General features: G+C 68.7%; 10 protein-coding genes. 5 read left to right on the forward strand and 5 right to left on the reverse strand.

The genetic code is table 11. The features are described 5' to 3' along the window. Positions 1-417 precede the first annotated feature (417 nt). The 4 genes from ACGF15_RS03005 to ACGF15_RS03020 all read left to right on the forward strand — a co-directional run bounded on the left by ACGF15_RS03005 (position 418) and on the right by ACGF15_RS03020 (position 5,222). Positions 418-1,425 carry a helix-turn-helix transcriptional regulator gene (locus ACGF15_RS03005; protein ID WP_345609207.1) on the forward strand — a complete coding sequence of 336 codons (1,008 nt, stop codon included), beginning with the start codon at positions 418-420 and terminating at the stop codon, positions 1,423-1,425. A 190-nt stretch (positions 1,426-1,615) separates the two neighbouring features. Next, entirely contained in the window at positions 1,616-2,098 is a 483-nt protein-coding gene (locus ACGF15_RS03010) for a DUF456 domain-containing protein (RefSeq protein WP_345609209.1), read from the forward strand. A 128-nt stretch (positions 2,099-2,226) separates the two neighbouring features. Beyond that, positions 2,227-4,407: a SpaA isopeptide-forming pilin-related protein gene (locus ACGF15_RS03015; protein WP_392796694.1), complete on the forward strand. Its 2,181-nt coding sequence runs from the start codon at positions 2,227-2,229 to the stop codon at positions 4,405-4,407. A gap of 113 nt (positions 4,408-4,520) precedes the next feature. After that, complete coding sequence (locus tag ACGF15_RS03020; protein ID WP_392796695.1) at positions 4,521-5,222, forward strand: L,D-transpeptidase family protein; 702 nt, start codon at positions 4,521-4,523, stop codon at positions 5,220-5,222. Between the two features lie 63 nt (positions 5,223-5,285). Here the strand turns inward: ACGF15_RS03020 and rsgA are convergent, their stop codons facing one another. Both rsgA and ACGF15_RS03030 read right to left on the reverse strand, forming a co-directional pair. Further along, on the reverse strand, positions 5,286-6,452 hold the full coding sequence (rsgA, locus tag ACGF15_RS03025) for a ribosome small subunit-dependent GTPase A (RefSeq protein ID WP_392796696.1): 1,167 nt from the start codon (positions 6,450-6,452) through the stop codon (positions 5,286-5,288). Positions 6,453-6,752: 300 nt separating this feature from the next. Beyond that, positions 6,753-7,478: a hypothetical protein gene (locus ACGF15_RS03030; protein WP_392796697.1), complete on the reverse strand. Its 726-nt coding sequence runs from the start codon at positions 7,476-7,478 to the stop codon at positions 6,753-6,755. Between the two features lie 280 nt (positions 7,479-7,758). Between ACGF15_RS03030 and ACGF15_RS03035 the strand changes: the two genes are divergently transcribed. Next, complete coding sequence (locus ACGF15_RS03035; RefSeq protein WP_392796698.1) at positions 7,759-10,581, forward strand: class I SAM-dependent DNA methyltransferase; 2,823 nt, start codon at positions 7,759-7,761, stop codon at positions 10,579-10,581. Between the two features lie 190 nt (positions 10,582-10,771). Here the strand turns inward: ACGF15_RS03035 and ACGF15_RS03040 are convergent, their stop codons facing one another. From ACGF15_RS03040 to ACGF15_RS03050, 3 genes are all read right to left on the reverse strand, one after another. After that, on the reverse strand, positions 10,772-11,563 hold the full coding sequence (locus tag ACGF15_RS03040; protein ID WP_392796699.1) for a hypothetical protein: 792 nt from the start codon (positions 11,561-11,563) through the stop codon (positions 10,772-10,774). 179 nt (positions 11,564-11,742) lie between these two features. Further along, positions 11,743-13,398 (reverse strand): protein kinase, encoded by a 1,656-nt coding sequence (locus ACGF15_RS03045; RefSeq protein ID WP_392796700.1) that lies wholly within the window; start codon positions 13,396-13,398, stop codon positions 11,743-11,745. A 76-nt stretch (positions 13,399-13,474) separates the two neighbouring features. After that, positions 13,475-16,654, reverse strand: coding sequence for a type I restriction endonuclease subunit R (locus tag ACGF15_RS03050; RefSeq protein ID WP_392796701.1), 3,180 nt, complete (start codon positions 16,652-16,654; stop codon positions 13,475-13,477). Positions 16,655-16,666: the final 12 nt, after the last annotated feature.

Consider the following 16,666-nt stretch of genomic DNA (forward strand, 5'->3'; position numbering starts at 1 on the left):
GTCAGCGCACGGCGTTTGCGCCGACCACGAGCCGGTGGGCGGGGGCGCCCGGCGGGGCGGCACGGCGAGTGTCGGCCCTCTGCCGTGTCCACGGGTCCGCTGCGCCCTTCCGCGGGGTATCACGCGAACAACACCGCGTCGCGGCGGGACGGCCCGAGGACCGGGGCACCACCCGTGCGGGTCGGGGTGACGGGCGCATGGCCTTCACCTCCGGGCCGGGCCGCGAACAGGGACGAATGCCGCGTATCCGGAACTCCTCGGCTCCGCGGTGGCGCCCACCTTGGCAGACGGCCGCCCGCTGCGGGGATGATGTCGCCTGGCGGGTTTACGCCGTGGCCGATTTCCGCCAGGGCAGGGACGGCGCCCATGTCAGGGGAGGTCCGCGGTGGCGGCAGTGGCACCAGGGGAGGTCAGGCAGTGCTGGGAGCGATAGGTCTGGACGAGAGGCAGGAGACGGCCTACCGCGCGCTCGTCGCGCTGGGAGCGGCCGAGATCGGCCATCTCGCGCACCGGCTCGCACTCACGGAAGCGGAGACGGAGAGGGCGCTGAGGCGCCTGGAGCAGCACGGCCTGGCGGCCCCGTCCTCGGCGGGTGCGGGGCGGTGGGTGGCCGCGCCGCCCGGGGTGGCGCTGGGGGCGCTGCTGACCCAGCAGCGGCACGAGCTGGAGCGGGCGGAGCTGGCGGCGGCGGTGCTGGCGCAGGAGTACCGCGCGGAGTCGGCGGGGTCGGCGGAGCCGGACGTGCGGGACCTGGTGGAGGTGGTGAGCGGGGCGAGCGCCGTGGGCCACCGCTTCGCCCAGCTGCAGCTGGGGGCCGTGCGCGAGGTCTGCGCACTGGTGACGGGCAAGCCGGTCGCGGTCCGCGGCACGGACAACGAGGCCGAGGAGAAGGCCGCCGGGCGCGGCGTGTCCTACCGGGTGGTGGTCGAGCGGGAGGTGCTGGCGCTCCCGGGCGGGGTCGGCGAGCTGACGGCGGCCCTCGGGCGCAACGAACAGGTCCGGGTGGTCGACCGGGTACCCACGAAGCTGGTCGTCGCGGACCGCTCGCTGGCGATGGTGCCGCTGACCGGACGGGGTTCCGAGCCGGCGGCCGTGGTGGTGCACGGAAGCGGCCTGCTGGAGTCGCTGGTGGGCCTCTTCGAGGCGGTGTGGCGGGACGCGCTGCCCCTGAGGCTTCAGGACGGCGGCCGGGTCGCGCAGGCCGTGGCGACGGGCCCGGACGCCCTGGACCTCCAGGTGCTGTCCCTGCTGCTGGCCGGGATGACGGACGCGAGCGTCGCCAAGCAGCTGGACCTCGGTCTGCGTACGGTGCAGCGCCGCGTCAAGGGACTGATGGAGCTGACCGGGGTGACGACCCGGCTCCAGCTCGGCTGGCACGCCTACGCCGAGGGCTGGGTGGCCCGCGAGCACCCGGACCGGGGCTGAGCCCGCACCCGGACCACGGCTGAGTCCGCACCCGGACCGGGGCCGAGTCCGCACCCGGGCCCTGACCCGGTCGCCGGGGCGCCCCGTCCGGGCAGCCGTGCGCCCCGGCTCCCTCCCGGGCCCGGACGGGACGGCCCCGGGAGGGTGCCCGTGCCGGGCGGGCGGGCGGTTGTTCCTGCACGCTGGGCAGATGGGCGTGTGGCAGCAGCTGTTGGTCGGCAGCGTGATGCTGCTGGGCCTGCTGGGAGTGCTCGTCCCGGGCGTGCCGGGACCGTGGCTGGTGTGGGCCGCGGTCCTGTGGTGGTCGCTGCACGAGCTCTCGGGGCCCTCCTGGGCGCTGCTGGTGGGGGCGACCGTGGTGCTGCTGCTCACCCAGGCCGTGGTGTGGCTGCTCCCGCAGCGCCGCCTGCGGGGAGCGGGCGTCACCCGGCGCACGGCCGTGTGGGCCGGTCTGGGCGCCCTGATCGGCTTCGTGGTCGTACCGGTGGCGGGGGCGCTGCCGGGCTTCGTCGGGGGGACCTACCTCTGCGAGCGGCGGCGGCTCGGGGGCCACGGGCAGGCGAAGGCCTCGACGCGGGCGCTGATGCGGGCCGGGGGGACGAGCGTGCTGGTGGAGCTCTTCGGGTGCCTGCTGGTGGTGGCCGCCTGGGTCGGGGTGGCGGTCACGGCCTGAGCCCCGGACCAGGGCCTTCACCGCCGCGCAAGCCGGGCGCACCGTTGGAGTGAGAAGGGTCCGGGAATCAGGTCAACCACCCGTGTCACGACCGCCCCGCCGGAGCGGCGCTCCCGACGATGCCCGGTATGAGACCCATCTCCCAGCGCCTCACCGCGCTCCGTTCGCGCGCCGGTTCGACCGGCGTCGCCTGCGCCGTACTGGCCACGGTCATGCCCGTCCTGACCCTCGGGCTCGGCGCGGCGCCGGCCGCCGCCGCGCCGCTCCCGGGCGGTCTCGGCCCCTGCGTACCCGGCGACTGCCCGGACCCGTTCCCGCCGATCAACAACGATGCCGAGTTCAACGGCCGGGACGCCGCGATCAACATCTTCGTCGGTGACGACTTCCTGGTGCGGGGCCGGGCCGCGGAGGCCGAGGGCCGGGTGGTCGTGCTCGACGACTTCGACCAGAACAAGGAGGCCGGCATCAGCAGCGTCTACAACCTGGGCATCGTCGGGGTCGGCTCCCGTGTGCCCCCGCCCTCCGACGCGGACTTCCTGACCACGGGCGGGGACGTGACCGTGGCGGACGGGCAGACGCTGGACACGACGGGCGGCGTGCTCGGCGAGCAGGGCACCATCCGGCACGCGGGAACGGCCGACGGCGACTTCACCGGGACGCTCGTGCAGGACGACGAGGCGGCCGCGCCCTACCTCGCGCTGCGCGACCAGCTGTCGGAGGCCAGCCAGTGCTACGCGCGGGTGGACGGCGAGCAGCGCACGCCGACCGGCACGGCCGTCAACCAGATCTTCCAGACGACCTTCACGGGAGACGGCACCTCGCGCCTCCAGGTGTTCAACGTCGACTTCGACATGGTCGGCACGGCGGGCGCGCAGCAGGGCGTCGTCTTCGAGAACATCCCCGACGACGCGACCATCCTGGTGAACGTCTTCGGCACCGACCGGGTGCTCAACACCTACAGCGGCGGGATCGCCGACGACACCGACCCGCTGAACGCCTATCGCGAGCGCCTGCTGTGGAACTACCCGGACGCCACCTCGGTGCAGCTGACGGGCACGGGGCAGTTCCAGGGCAGCTTCCTGATGGGTGAGCAGTCCTCCATGACCACGGTGGAGCTGCCGGGCATCAACGGCCGCTTCTTCACCACCGGTTCGCTGACGCACACCAGTGCGGCCACCGGCGGTGGCGGGCAGGAGCTGCACGCGTACCCGTTCAACGGGGACCTGCCGGAGTGCGGCGAGGAGCCGGGGCTCGGCGAGGTCAGCGTCCTCAAGAGTGACGCCGACACCGAGGAACCGCTGGCCGGGGCCGAGTTCACCCTCTGGCGCGAGACCAACAACATCCCCGGGCTCCAGACCGAGGGCACCGACCCCGACACCACCGTCACCACCTGCACCACCGACACCGACGGCCTCTGCACCGTCACCACCACGCCCGGCACCTACTACTGGGAGGAGACCGCCGCACCCGACGGCTACGACCTCCCCGACCCCAACACCTTCGGCCCCCTCACCCTCACCGAGGACAACGCCGACGAAGGCGTCCGCACCGAAGCAGCCAACACCCCCACCACCGCCACCACCGGCGACGTGAGCATCCTCAAGACCGACCTCGACACCCAGGACCCCCTGCCCGGAGCCCAGTTCACCCTCTGGCGCGAAACCAACAACATCCCCGGACTCCAGACCGAGGGCACCGACCCCGACACCACCGTCACCACCTGCACCACCAACACCGACGGCCTCTGCACCGTCACCACGACACCCGGCACCTACTACTGGGAGGAGACCGCCGCACCCGACGGCTACGACCTCCCCGACCCCAACACCTTCGGCCCCCTCACCCTCACCGAGGACAACGCCGACGAAGGCGTCCGCACCGAAGCAGCCAACACCCCCACCACCGCCACCACCGGATCGATCGAGCTGGTGAAGACGGACCGCAAGAACGGCCGACCGCTCGCGGGCGCCGTGTTCGAGCTGTGGCGCGAGTCCAACGGCACCGCCGGCCTGCAGACGGGCGGCACCGCCCCGGACACCCTCCAGGACGCCGGGTGTGCGACCGACACGGCGGGGACCTGCTCCTTCGAGGACCTGCCGCTCGGCGCGTACTACCTGCGGGAGACCGCGGTGCCCGAGGGGTACGTGCTGCCGGACAACCCGGTCTCCGGCCCGTACGAGGTGACCGAGGAGAACAGCTCCACGGGCGTGGCCGTCGCGATCGGCAACACCCGCGGCGAGCCCTGCAAGGGCAAGGACTGCAAGCCCGGCAAGCCCGGCAAGGGCGGGAACGGCCGGCACGGGGTGTAGCACCTCGCCCCGGACTCGTCCCCTCACCGGTTCGGCCGCCCACGCCTGGGCGGCCGGACCGGGCAGCTGATGGACTGGCAGGGCCCCCGGCGCTCTCTCCAGGAGGTTGTGACGTGCGCCCTGCCCGACTCCCCCGTGCCGCGGCCGCCTCGGCGGCCGCGGCACTGCTGTGCGCGGCCGCCGTACCCGCCGCCTCCGCGGCCCCCGCCGGCGACGCCTCCGCGTGCACGGCGCCCACCGGCCCCTACCAGCGGCCGCTGGAGCGGTATCTCGACCGGCCGGTGGACGGCCGGCAGTCCCCGGAGGACTGCCGGGCGATCCGTGCCTTCCAGGCCGACTACGGCACCTCGCGCACGGACGGCTATGCCGACCTCGGCACCTACCGCACGATGGTCGCGGCCGAGGCGGCGCCCGACCCCAACGCGGCGGGCGACTGCCCCGTCCGCTCCTTCACGGTCACCTGCGTCGACATGGACCGCCAGCTGCTGTGGGTGCAGAGCGGGGACCGGGTGGACTTCGGGCCGGTGCCGATCCGGACAGGCCGCGACGCGCAGGAGACGCGGCCCGGCTGGCACACGATCTACTGGCGCAGCAAGGACCATGTCTCGACGCTCTACGACGACGCGCCCATGCCCTACGCGCAGTTCTTCGACGGCGGCCAGGCCCTGCACGGCCACCCGGGGGACCTGTTCGACGGAGGCGGCTCGGCCGGGTGTGTGAACCTGACCGTCGACGACGCCGCGAGCCTGTGGATGCTGCTGGACATCGACGACAGCATCTACGTGTGGGGCACCAAGCCCGGGACGGCCGACTGAGCCGCGCCCCCGGTGCGGGACGCGGCGAACGGCCGCGTCCCGCACCGGGGCTCCGCGGGCGGGTCAGCGGACGCGGCCGCGCTTGGCCTCCATCGCGGCCTTGCCCTCCGCGCTGCGGAGTTTCCACTCCCGGCGCAGCTCCGCCCGTACCCGCGCATCGGTCTTGGCGACGATGCGCATGTTCTCGCGCTGGAGCTTGCGGTAGCTCTCCAGGCGGCGGTGGTCGAGGCTGCCGTCCTCCAGGGCGGCCAGCACCGCGCAGCCCGGCTCCGCCTCATGGGCGCAGTCGTGGAAGCGGCAGTCCGCGGCCAGGTCCTCGATCTCGGAGAACACCTGGCCCACGCCGTGGCCCGCGTCCCAGAGCCCCACACCCCGTACACCGGGCGTGTCGATGAGCACTCCGCCGCCGGGCAGCGGCAGGAGGTTGCGGGTGGTCGTGGTGTGGCGGCCCTTGCCGTCGGCGTCCCGGGTGGCCCGGACGTCCATGACGTCCTCGCCCAGGAGCCGGTTGGCGAGGGTCGACTTGCCCGCTCCGGAGATGCCGAGGAGGACGCTGGTGCCGGTGGAGACGATGGCGGCCAGCACCTCGACCCCCTCACCGGTGGCGGAGCTGACCGGCAGCACCTGGACCCCGGGTGCCACGGTCTCCACGTCCTGGACGAGGTAGGACAGCCCCGTGGCGTCGGGGACGACGTCGGCCTTGGTGAGGACGACGAGGGGCTGCGCCCCGCTCTCCCAGGAGTCCGCCGACGTACGCAGCAGTGCCTCACCACTCGAACTGGACATCGCGAGCGCGAGGAACCGTTCGATCCGCCCGAGGTCGAGTTCGACCGCGAGCGACACACAGATGACGATGTGATCGATGTTAGTGGCCAGCACCTGGCCCTCGGACCGCTTGGAGGACGTCGACCGCACGAAGGCAGTCCGCCGAGGCAGGATCGTCCGCGCGTACCGGGGGTCACTGCCCTCAGGGTCGACGGCGACCCAGTCCCCCGTGCACACGACCTTCATCGGGTCATGAGGAACGACGAACGCGGTGTCGGCACGAATGACACCGTCAGGGGTAGTCACATCGCACTGGCCACGATCGACCCGGACGACCCGGCCCGGGACCAGGCCCTGGGCGGCGTACGGGGCGAACTCGGCCTCCCAGCCCTCGTCCCAGCCGTAGACGGCGAGCGGGTGCTGGACAGCGGAAGAGGAAAACGGGTAGAGCGAAGCGTTGGACAAGGGGAACCCTTCGAAGGGTGGCCCCGGCGGCGCGCTCCGAGCGCGCGGGATCGAATGGGTGTCAGCCGGAGACCACAGGGGTGGGAACGATGAACTCCTGAATGCGGGCAGAGCCCGTCACCGTGACAGTCATCAATGTCCTCACCTCCTGCTTCTTCTCGCACGAACCAACACCGTGCCCTCGGCAACGACACAGCCGCGCCTTGGAACGAGCAGAACCCTAGTCCCACCCCAGGGCGCGGCACCACCGATTAAATTCGGGGCCTCACCTGCACGACGCCGACAACCAGCCGACCGGCGTCACGCCGCGAGTCGTACAGCGTTCTGGGTGAGGACCTGGGTCCTGCCGACCTCAACGATCGGCCGCCTGTAGCTCACGGCGATCCCGGAGCGCGTGGTGAACTCCACCAGTCCGTACCGCAGTACACCCACGGCCGGAACAGCCGCCGCTTCCAGGGCGGCAGCCAACACAGGCAGCTCGGCAGCGAACTCCCACGAAGTCGACGCGAGGGAGAACACGCCCAGCTCGGGAAGGTCCGCCAGCCGGAAGTCGACTCGGATCTCCGGCGTCGGCCCGCGACCTGCCTGGGCTGCCGCCTTGCGTTCAGCCAGGCTCGCCGGACATCCGCACAGCGATCCGCGTGCGCCCGCTGGCTCCAGGAATCGGGTTCCGTCGCAGACATGGAAAGTCTCACCAGCTCCGCGCATCACCATACGAAGCGAGACGGCCCCGCGGCCACCCAGCAAGACAGGGATGTGATCGCGGCGAGTCAGGACCTCGACGGCATGCTCGTCGCCGGCGTCCAACAACTGCGGCGCACCCCCATAGAGCCCGCCCACAGCGTCAGCGATCGCATGGTCCTCGGTTGTAATGCGCCACGCGGACACCGCAATGGGCCTTCCACCTTGCTGTCGCGCCACGTGGAAACGGCCCACGGGATCCGACGCGGATCCGCGCCGCTGATCCGCCCTACCGTCGTCGAGCTTCTGATCCCGACTGGGGCTGTGGTGCGGGTGGGGAGCCATGGTCTTCCTCCGGCGGCGCGATGTTCAGAGGCTCCAAGGATCCGATGCACTCGCCGGTTGGCGTAGCCGGGATTCACATGTAGAGAGATGCCAGCTCGCACGTCATCAGGTCTGAGCAAGGTCAGATCAGGTCCACGAGCACTGCCAACTCAGCGGCGGCCCAACAGCGCATCCACGCAGCCGATGCTTTCGGTAAGTTGCCCCCCTTACAGTGGAACAGCACAGCCAGCGCACTGGCTCCGGTCACCCGGGGCCCCGCACCTACACCCCCGGGGGCTCTGTGACGGACGAGCAGCAGACAGTTGACCAGCACCTGTGGAGACTCTTCGACTCCCTCCGAGGCCGGCTCTCCTCTAATGAACTGGCTGACTCGTTGCTGTGGAATGCCGTCGACTGGAGAACCCGCGCCACCGGCCTGCCAGCTCCCAAAATCGACATTATGCAGCTTGCAGCCCAGCGTGTGAGGAAGCTCAACCCTGCGCTGGATCCCACGCTAGAAGGCGAACAGGAGCTGCTACAGACCTACACCCCGGCACAGATCCGGCGCTACGCAAGGACGTTGCTGCGCCCTGTGCACCAACACGACGAGTTTGCCACCTCCGCGTCTCTGGTGAAGGTCGCCGAAGCTACCTTGACCTCTTACGAGCGCGGAGGCCGCACGGATGCGCTGCATCTCTATGACCCGGCGTGCGGGTCCGCCACTCTGGCGCTCGATGTCGCCGAGTCTCTGACAGATCAGGCAGGCGTGCCGGTCAGCATCGCCGGCCAGGACATCAGCTCATCCACCGTTCAGCGCGCCCGGGCACACGCCTACCTTGTCGGAGCGGACGCCGCATTCAGCTTGTCAAACTCTCTCGAAGAGGACGCCTTCCCCGGCCGCCAGTTCGACTACACGGTGGCCGAGATCCCCTACAACATGTCGTGGCACAGCAGCCTAGCGTCCTGTTCAGCTGAGGCTGAGCGCCTGGATGGACGATTCCCCGCTGGTCTGCCGCAGCCCAATAATGCCTCCCTGCTGTTCGCCCAGATCCTGCTAAGCAAGCTTCGAGACCCGACGGACGGTGGCGGCCGAGGGATTATGTTCACCGCTACAGGGCCGCTGTCTGACACGGGCGGCGGCGCGATACGTACCTGGCTGCTGGAGCAAGATCTCCTGGACGCTGTGGTCGCTCTGCCCGAAGGACTCAGCGCGAACACAAGCATCCGGCTGTTCGCCCTGGTCTTCTCCAACGGCAAGCCCAAGGCGCGTCGGCGGAAGGTTCAGTTCATCGACCTCCGCGGCTTTTACGAGGACGTGCGCTCGCGCCGGCTTGAGCGCCGTACCATCAGCGACGCGGCCCTAGATGAGCTGTCACGAAGCCTGAAGCAACCGAAGCCGACGCCCTACAGCAGGACAGCCTCGGCGAGTGATCTCTCATTCCGTCGAGTCAACGTCATGCACGACACCACTGCAGCCACCGGCAAGCCCGGGCAGGGCCATGTGCCGTCGCTCACCATACTGCTGCCGGTCACGTCCTCCATCGAAACGTGGCGCAATGCCCGCTACGTCACAACGCCACCGGACGTGAGCGACGTGGCGAACTCACAGCTCACGATGTTCGATGTAGACCGCGTCTTCCGAACCGACCGACCTCCGCGCGCGCTGCGCGACCTCACCCAGCACGGCTGGAAGACCGCCCGTCTGACCGAGCTCGCTCAGCACATCTGCTACGTCCCCTCAGCCAAAGCAGCCGACCGCCCGGCCATACTGTCATCCGCCTCAGGAGAGCCAGCACTCATCCTCCCCATCGAACCGCACCTGGACGCAGTAACCGGGGATCCGGGGGAAGTCGCTCCCGACAACCGCATCCTCGTTGTCCAGACTAGAGACAAGCACGCCGACGCCGACTACCTCGCAGGCTGGCTCAACTCCCCACTAGGCCGGAAACTGCGCTCGGCGGCCGCCAGTTCCGGCAGCGACAGCTACGTCAGCCCTCGCGGCTTCAATCTCACCCAAGCCTGGCGCATGGCAGACGACCTTCTGATCGCCCTGCCAGACCTGCCTGTCCAGCGCGACATGGCCCGCACAGAGCGAGCTCTGGGCGCCGCCCGCCGTCACCTTGTCGACTCGCACCGAGAGCTCTGGAACGACCCCAGGAAGCGCTCCGATATCTACAGGGAGGCGAGCCGCCTCATCCCCTCGGCAGACCTAGCCCAATGGGCGGCAACTCTGCCCTTCCCCATGGCCAGCGCCCTGTGGGCCTACGAATCCAAAGGTGACAGCAACCTCCACGCCCGCCACGCTCAGATGTTCCACTACTGGGACGCCACTATTCAGTTCCACGCCACTGTCCTCCTGTCAGGCCTTCTCCAGGACCGTTCAGGCCTCGAGCAGGAACTCCCCGCCCTCGCTGCGCAGTTCAGTAAAGTGGGGCTTTCCCCCGAAAGGGCCAGCCTCGGTGTCTGGCATATCGTGCTGCAACGCCTCACCAAGAGGTACCGCACCGCGGTAGCCGGGACCGACACCGACGAGCAGGCACGGGTGCGGGCAACCTTCGCCGACGCGCCACCCGACTTCATGGATACCCTCCTGAGCACCGACGTCACGAACCTGTTCGGAGAAGTGATCCATCTACGCAACACATGGAGTGGCCACTCGGGTACGACCAGCGAGGACTCCCTTAGGGAGCAGCTCGGCATCCTAACCGGCCACGTGCACACCTTGCGTAACCTGATCGGTGCCGGCTGGCTGGACTTTCCTCTCGTACGCGCTGGTGGGGCTCGGATTAGGAACGGGGTATTCCACCATGAGGTGGACCTGGCCGTTGGCCCAAACACTCCGTTCAAACAGGAGCAGTTCCCGAGCAACCTGGCTCTGGAGGAAGACGGCCTATACCTCGTCTCCCGCGAGGGCGGCGGCGCACTGCCACTTGCCCCGCTGGTCAAGCTGCAGCCAGCAGCCTTCGGAGCAAACAGCGACTGCTACTACTACAACCGCCTGCAAACCAATGGCATGCGGTTTGTGGCCTACCACGAAGCAGCTAAATCAGAAACACTCACGGCCGCCGTGCCCACTGCCGCCCTTGTCGCCGCCCTGGCCTCCGGGGTGCCTGCCTCACAGTAGCCAGTTCCGACAGGTGATACGCACAAGAATCTACATGTCAAAGACCGGCGCTTCCGTTCAAGATAGACAGGAAAGAATACTCGGATTCGCCGCCGCTCGACGTCGGCACTGCACTGCACTGCACTGCACTGCACTGCAGAAGCGTGGGTATGGGGTCTCAGCACTTCGACGGTAGGACCAAACTCCACCGTCAGTCAGACGTAGCACCTTTTCCATCGTTTCGCATCTCAATCGAAGGCAGCCGCTCGACTTGGATTCCCCCGAGGATCTTCCAGATTTCAGCCAGCTTCGCTTCGTCGAGCAACGACGGATTGGCCTCAAGCATCAGCGTGATGCTGTCCTCAACCTGCTTGGGCGTGAGGGTCTCCAATACGCCACTCAGCCGCGAAGAGCCATCTTCATCCTCGATCCGCGCATTGCGTAGAATTCTGAACTGCTCTTCGCTAAACAGCCTGGCCACTAGAGCTGCAACGAATCGCTCGCGCGCCTCCACGCCACGCATGGCGACTCTATGCCCTTCGAGCTCGGCAACCAATTCTCGCAAATCCTCTGAAGACACAGATTCGACCAGGGCGGACGACTCAGGCCTGATGGCTCGACTTTCATCCTTGCCAGTCCGGGCAAGTCTGCTGCGCGTCGACTTCACGAACGGGCGGAGCTGATCATTCCACCATCTCTTGAGGTGTGGCGCAGCCCTCTCCGCAACTTCGACGAGAATAGCCAGGAGCTCGACTATCTCCTGGGGCTCCAAGCGTTCCCGCCCTCGGGAATCCGCCCCATACTCGCTGGCGACGCGGACGACCGGCGGCGAGTCCGTCAGCGAACCCCCTTCACCCTCGCCAATGTCATAAATCTTGACTTGCCCCTTAACCCCTTTCGAGCCAGGGGTGAACAGATTTGGGCTCGATGCGCCATCACCGTCTCTTGATCGCCCAAGCTGCATGCCTTCTTCGTACTCAATCTCGACTGTCTTTCTAACCATCCGTTACCTCCCTGCTGCAAAGCACGGTCGATTCTTCGGGACCCATTCTCTAACTGCACCTGTATAGGCGGCGATCCGGTCGGCGAGCCTGGTGCCCGGGGCGAGACCGAGGTCTACTGCTCTATTAGCTTCCAAGGCGCGGGGCCGATCAATGGCGCGATAGATCTTCCCCCAGCCGATTAGCCCAGGTCCTGGCGAAGGCGGCGGAGATAGGCGTCGATCTGCGCCAGCCCCGGCCAATCGTTTCCCCGTAGATGGGAGGTTTCCGACCGGAGACGACCACCAACCTCCAGTGCCTGGGGAAGGTTTTCCGCTGCTGCATGCAGGCTCATGAGCCGTGCGAGGGCATCCAGGTGGCGATTGACTGCGTCTTCACTATCGGAAGCAGGCGTGATCTCCACGACGCGGTCGAAGGCTTGGATGGCTGCGGTGGCCTCGCCGAGTTCCATCCGGCACTGCGCGGCGTAGTACCAGCACAGCTGGGCTTGCTCGTCGTGGTCGCCGTAGCGGTCGGTGTAGTGGTGGGCGAGCGGCTCGAAGAGCGCGAGGGCCTCGCGGTGGCTTCCGGCCAGGAACTTCACCTGGGCGAGGCTGAACTGCATGCCTTCTTTGAGCTCCGGGTCAGCGGCTCTCGCGATGGCTTCGGTTAGTGCGTCGGCTGCCTGGGTGAACTGGCCATCCTGAGCCAGTCGCGCTGCCCTGTCGGAGACCGCGTCCGCCTCGTGCTCGGTCAGTGCGGCGGGGCCTGGCTCCGGCCCCTGCGGTGCGGCGGCTGGCGGGGGCGCGAGCGGCGAGGGAACGACGAGCGTGGGGGTGTACGAGGAGGCGAGACTGGGGCTGGACGCCCGGCCGCCGAAGGGCCGCAGGAACGGCAGACGGGGGTCGAGGATACCCTCGTCGGTCGCGGCGGGGGCACCGGTGGCGGCATGGACGAAAGGCAGGAGGGTGTCGTAGACCTCCATCGCGTCCATGCGCTGTTCGGCTTCCTTGGTGAGCATCGCAAGCAGGAGCTTCTCGATCTCGGCTGGCACGTCCGGGCGCAGGGTGCGGATGGGCGGGGGCGAGGTGTGGACGTGGTGCCACATGTGGGAGCGGCTGTCGTCGGGGGTGAACGGCGGCTTGCCGGTGAGGAGTTCGTGGAGCACGCAGGCGAGGGCGTAGACGTCTGCGGCGGGGCCGACGGCGTTGGCCAGGCTCTGCTCCGGGGACATGTAGGGCGGGGTGCCTACGGTCATGCCGACCTGGGTGAGGCGGGGCAGGGTGCCGACTCCGCGCAGGGCGGCGACGCCGAAGTCGAGGACCTTGACCACGCCTCCGGGGGTGAGCATCAGGTTGGACGGTTTGATGTCGCGGTGAACGACGTCGTGGTGGTGCACGGTGTCAAGGACGGAGGCGATCTGGGCGCCGACGGCCGCGGCCCAGGAGACGGGGACCGTCTCGCTTTCGTAGTCGGTCTCGTCGATGAATGTCTGCAGTTCGCGTCCCTGCAGGAGCTGCATGACGACGAACAGCCGTCCGCTGGCCTCGTCGGTTCCGGTGTCGTAGACGGCCGGCACGCCCAGGTGCTCGATGCCGGCGGTGATCTGGACCTCGCGCAGGAATCGGGCGCGGCGGGTCTGCAGGGTCTCCTCGAAGGCCGCGCCCTGGAACCCGGGCGGGACCGGGCTCTCGGCCAACATCATCTTCACCGCGACCCGGCGGTCCAGGCGCTCGTCGTACGCCTGCCAGACCTCGCCCATGCCGCCCGCGCCGATGGGCGTGTGCAGCCGGTACCGACCCGCGATCACGCGGGCCGGTACGCCGGCGTCGAAGCTCGGCGTGCCGCCCTGCACCATGCGAGGTCCCTCTCTCGTGTGGTCGGAGCGTGACCACCCCGTTCGGCCTCTTGCCCGATGTGCTGCAGAGCACAGGCTATGCGGTCGGCGGTTCCGCCCGATGGCTTCCGGACGACTTGAGTTCGGCTGCCCGCTGCTCGGTGGCCCGGCGCTCGGCCTCACGTCGGACCGGGCGTCGAATGAGCTGGTACGCCTGCTGGGTCGCGACCTGCTTGAACAGGCGGTTGACGTCGGCGTCGTCGAAGTAGCGGACCATCAGGGCGTCATTCGACGCCGCCTGGTCGATGACGATCCGGTCGAGGTCCTTCTCCAGCTCCCCGCCGAAGACCTCCTGGTCCTGGTGCAGGGCGATGGCCCGGAGTTCGGGGTCCTCGCTGACGGCAACCACGAGCTGGCCGAGCAGGATCTGGTCGGTGGTGGAGAGCCCGGTCCCGTACTCGTCGTTGACGGACTGGATCACCTCGGCCAGAGACATTTCCTCCGCCTCGGCCACTGCTCCGGCCGCCTCGGGTACCAGGCCAGGCAGTACCTGCGCGCCCGCCGCCTCCAGGCGCAGCTCCGGGGTGCCCGTCTGAGCGATGCGCATGTGACTCGGGGCGGCCGTCCCTATGTCGGCACCAGCGCTACGGGCGGGCGCGGGCAGGCGGCGCAGCAGGAAGCGTCCGTACTGGTAGAGCCGTTCCAGTTCGAGGTTCTCGAATCCGATGACGTGGGAGAGCCAGCCGTACGCCTTGGTGTAGGAGTCCAGGGCGCGGCGGAATTCGGCGGCGGTGTCCGGTTCCGTGGCGTTGAGGGCGTTGAAGCGGTCCAGGGCCGGCTGCAGGTAACCGTAGAGACGGGCGTGGGCCTTCATGATGGCGGTGTCGGTGGCCGAGCCGCCCTGGAAGGCTGCGAAGTACGCGGTGACGAAGGCGTCCATCTCGGCTTCCACCAAGAGCTGATAGGCCATCACCTCGCTTTCGCGGTCGAACAGCAGGTTGGGGTCGGTGGGCTCGCTGACCGACGCCTCGTAGTACTGCTGGAAAGCCTGCTCGATGTCCTCGGGGCGGTTCGCGAAGTCGAGGATGAAGAGGTCCTCGGTGGTCTTGAGCCGGTGGGTGCGGTTGAGCCGGGAAAGGGTCTGCACCGCGGCCAGCTTCACCAAGATCTTGTCCACGTACATGGTGGTCAGCAGCGGCTGGTCGAAGCCGGTCTGGTACTTCTCGGCGACGACGAGGATGCGGTGCTCGGGCTTGGGGACGGACGGCGGGTTCGGGTCGTCCGCGCGGGTGTAGCCGAAACGTGCCGGCAGTTCGCGTTCGGGGAAGCCGTTGAGCTTGGCCTCGGTGTACTCGATCCCATCGAGGGTCAGGGCCCCGGAGAACGCGACCAAGGTGCCGCAGTCGGTGAAGCCCCGCTGGTCGATGTAGGCCCGCATGGCCTGGTAGAGCCGTACGGCGTGGTCACGGCCGGAGGTAACCACCATCGCCTTGGCCCGGCCGCCGAGACGCGGGCTGGAGTGCGACCGGAAGTGGTCGACGATGATCTTCGCCCGGGAGGCCATCGACGCCTCCGACATCAGCGCGGCCCGCACCAGCCGCGAGCGCGCCTTACGCGGGTCCACCTGCTGCTCCGCCTCCTCGGCGGCGGCCTCCTGGAGCTTGAAGTACGTGGCGTAGGTGATGTAGTTGCCGAGCACGTCGAGGATGAAGCCCTCCTCGATGGCCTGCCGCATCGAGTAAACGTGGAACGGCCCCTTCTCCTGCTCCCCCGAGCCGGGATTGGCGTAGGGCGTGCCGAAGAGGTCGATCGTCTTCGCCTTGGGGGTGGCCGTGAACGCGAAGAAGGACAGGTTCGGCTGCTTGCCGCGCGCCAGGGCCGCAGCCGTCAGCGGGTCACCGTCCTCGTCCACCGCGTCCGAGCCAAGACGTCCCAGCGCCTTCTTCAAGGCCGCCGCGCTTTCCCCGCCCTGTGAGGAGTGCGCCTCGTCGATGATCACTGCGTAGCGCTGACTTCCCAGCCCCGCGACCTTGTCCAGGACGAAGGGGAACTTCTGCACCGTGGTGATCACGATCCGGGCCGTCGGCCCGGTCAACGCGTCCGCGAGCTGCTGGGAGTTCTCGTCGATCCGCACGACCACGCCGGCCTTGTGGTCGAACTGGTAGATGGTGTCCTGGAGCTGCTTGTCCAGTACCCGCCGGTCGGTGATGACGATGACCTTGTCGAAGACCAGCTTGTTCGCTCCCAGACCAGAGGCGAGCGCGGCGGGTGCGATCTGCCCAGGGTCGTGGGAGGTGTGCAGGCTGGACAGGTGGTGCGCGAGCCAGGCGATGGTATTGGACTTGCCCGAGCCGGCGGAGTGCTGGATCAGGTAGTTCTCCCCCGCCCCGTGGCGGGCCGCGTGTGCGATGAGCTTGCGCACCGCGTCCCACTGGTGGAACCGCGGGAAGATCAACGGCTGCGTGTGCGCGCTACCCGGCTTGTGCGACGGCGCCCGACCAGCCTTCGCGGCGGCGTCCTCGACGTGCAGGAACCGCTGCAGCAGCTCCAGCCAGTTGTCCCTAGCCCACACCTCGTCGAAAAGGTAGGAGGTGGGGTACTTCCCATCAGTCGAGGCCGGGACGTTTCCCGCTCCGCCCATCTGGCCAGGGCCACCGGATCCGGTGTTGAAGGGGAGGAAGCGGGTGGCGTCGCCGGCCAGGCGGGTCGTCAGGAAGGCGAGCGTCGGATCGACCGCGAAGTGGACCAGGCTGCGCTTTGCGAAGAAGAGCTCCTTCGGGTCGCGGTCGCGGCGGTACTGCCGCTTGGCGTCCTCGACGGTCTGGCCGGTCAGTCCGTTCTTCAACTCCACCGACGCGACTGGCAGTCCGTTGAGGAAGAACGCCATGTCGAGGCTGTCGGCCGGGCGGGCGACGGAGTAGTGGAACTGGCGCACAAAGGTGAGCCGGTTGGCGTCGTACTCAACCAGGGCGTCGGCAGCGAGGGTGTGCGCCGGGCGGAAATAGGCAAGCTGGATCTTCACATTGCGGTCATTCACGCCCCGACGCAGCACGTCCAGCAGGCCGCGCGAGTCGATCTCCCGCGCCACGCGCTTCGCGAACCGGCCGATGGCCTGCTCTTCATCCTCGCCGTACGCCGCCTGGAGCGCCAACCACGCGTCGTTCTGCGACGCACCGAGGAACGCGGCCAGTTCGGAGGTGTCGATGCCGAGCGTGGGGTTGTAGGTGTTCGACAGCCCGCGCTGCCATCCCCGGCCGTTGCGGCCCCCGCGACGCATTAGCGCCGCTTC

Source organism: Streptomyces sp. NPDC048001 (assembly GCF_043203115.1).
In the GTDB taxonomy this organism is placed as follows: domain Bacteria; phylum Actinomycetota; class Actinomycetes; order Streptomycetales; family Streptomycetaceae; genus Streptomyces; species Streptomyces sanyensis.

Bases quoted from the DNA above. Each gene is read 5' to 3' on its own strand.
- ACGF15_RS03010 (WP_345609209.1), top strand. From the start codon at position 1,616: ATGGGCGTGTGGCAGCAGCTGTTGGTCGGCAGCGTGATGCTGCTGGGC.
- ACGF15_RS03015 (WP_392796694.1), top strand. From the start codon at position 2,227: ATGAGACCCATCTCCCAGCGCCTCACCGCGCTCCGTTCGCGCGCCGGT.
- ACGF15_RS03030 (WP_392796697.1), bottom strand. From the start codon at position 7,478: ATGGCTCCCCACCCGCACCACAGCCCCAGTCGGGATCAGAAGCTCGAC.
- ACGF15_RS03040 (WP_392796699.1), bottom strand. From the start codon at position 11,563: ATGGTTAGAAAGACAGTCGAGATTGAGTACGAAGAAGGCATGCAGCTT.
- ACGF15_RS03045 (WP_392796700.1), bottom strand. From the start codon at position 13,398: ATGGTGCAGGGCGGCACGCCGAGCTTCGACGCCGGCGTACCGGCCCGC.
- ACGF15_RS03050 (WP_392796701.1), bottom strand. From the start codon at position 16,654: ATGCGTCGCGGGGGCCGCAACGGCCGGGGATGGCAGCGCGGGCTGTCG.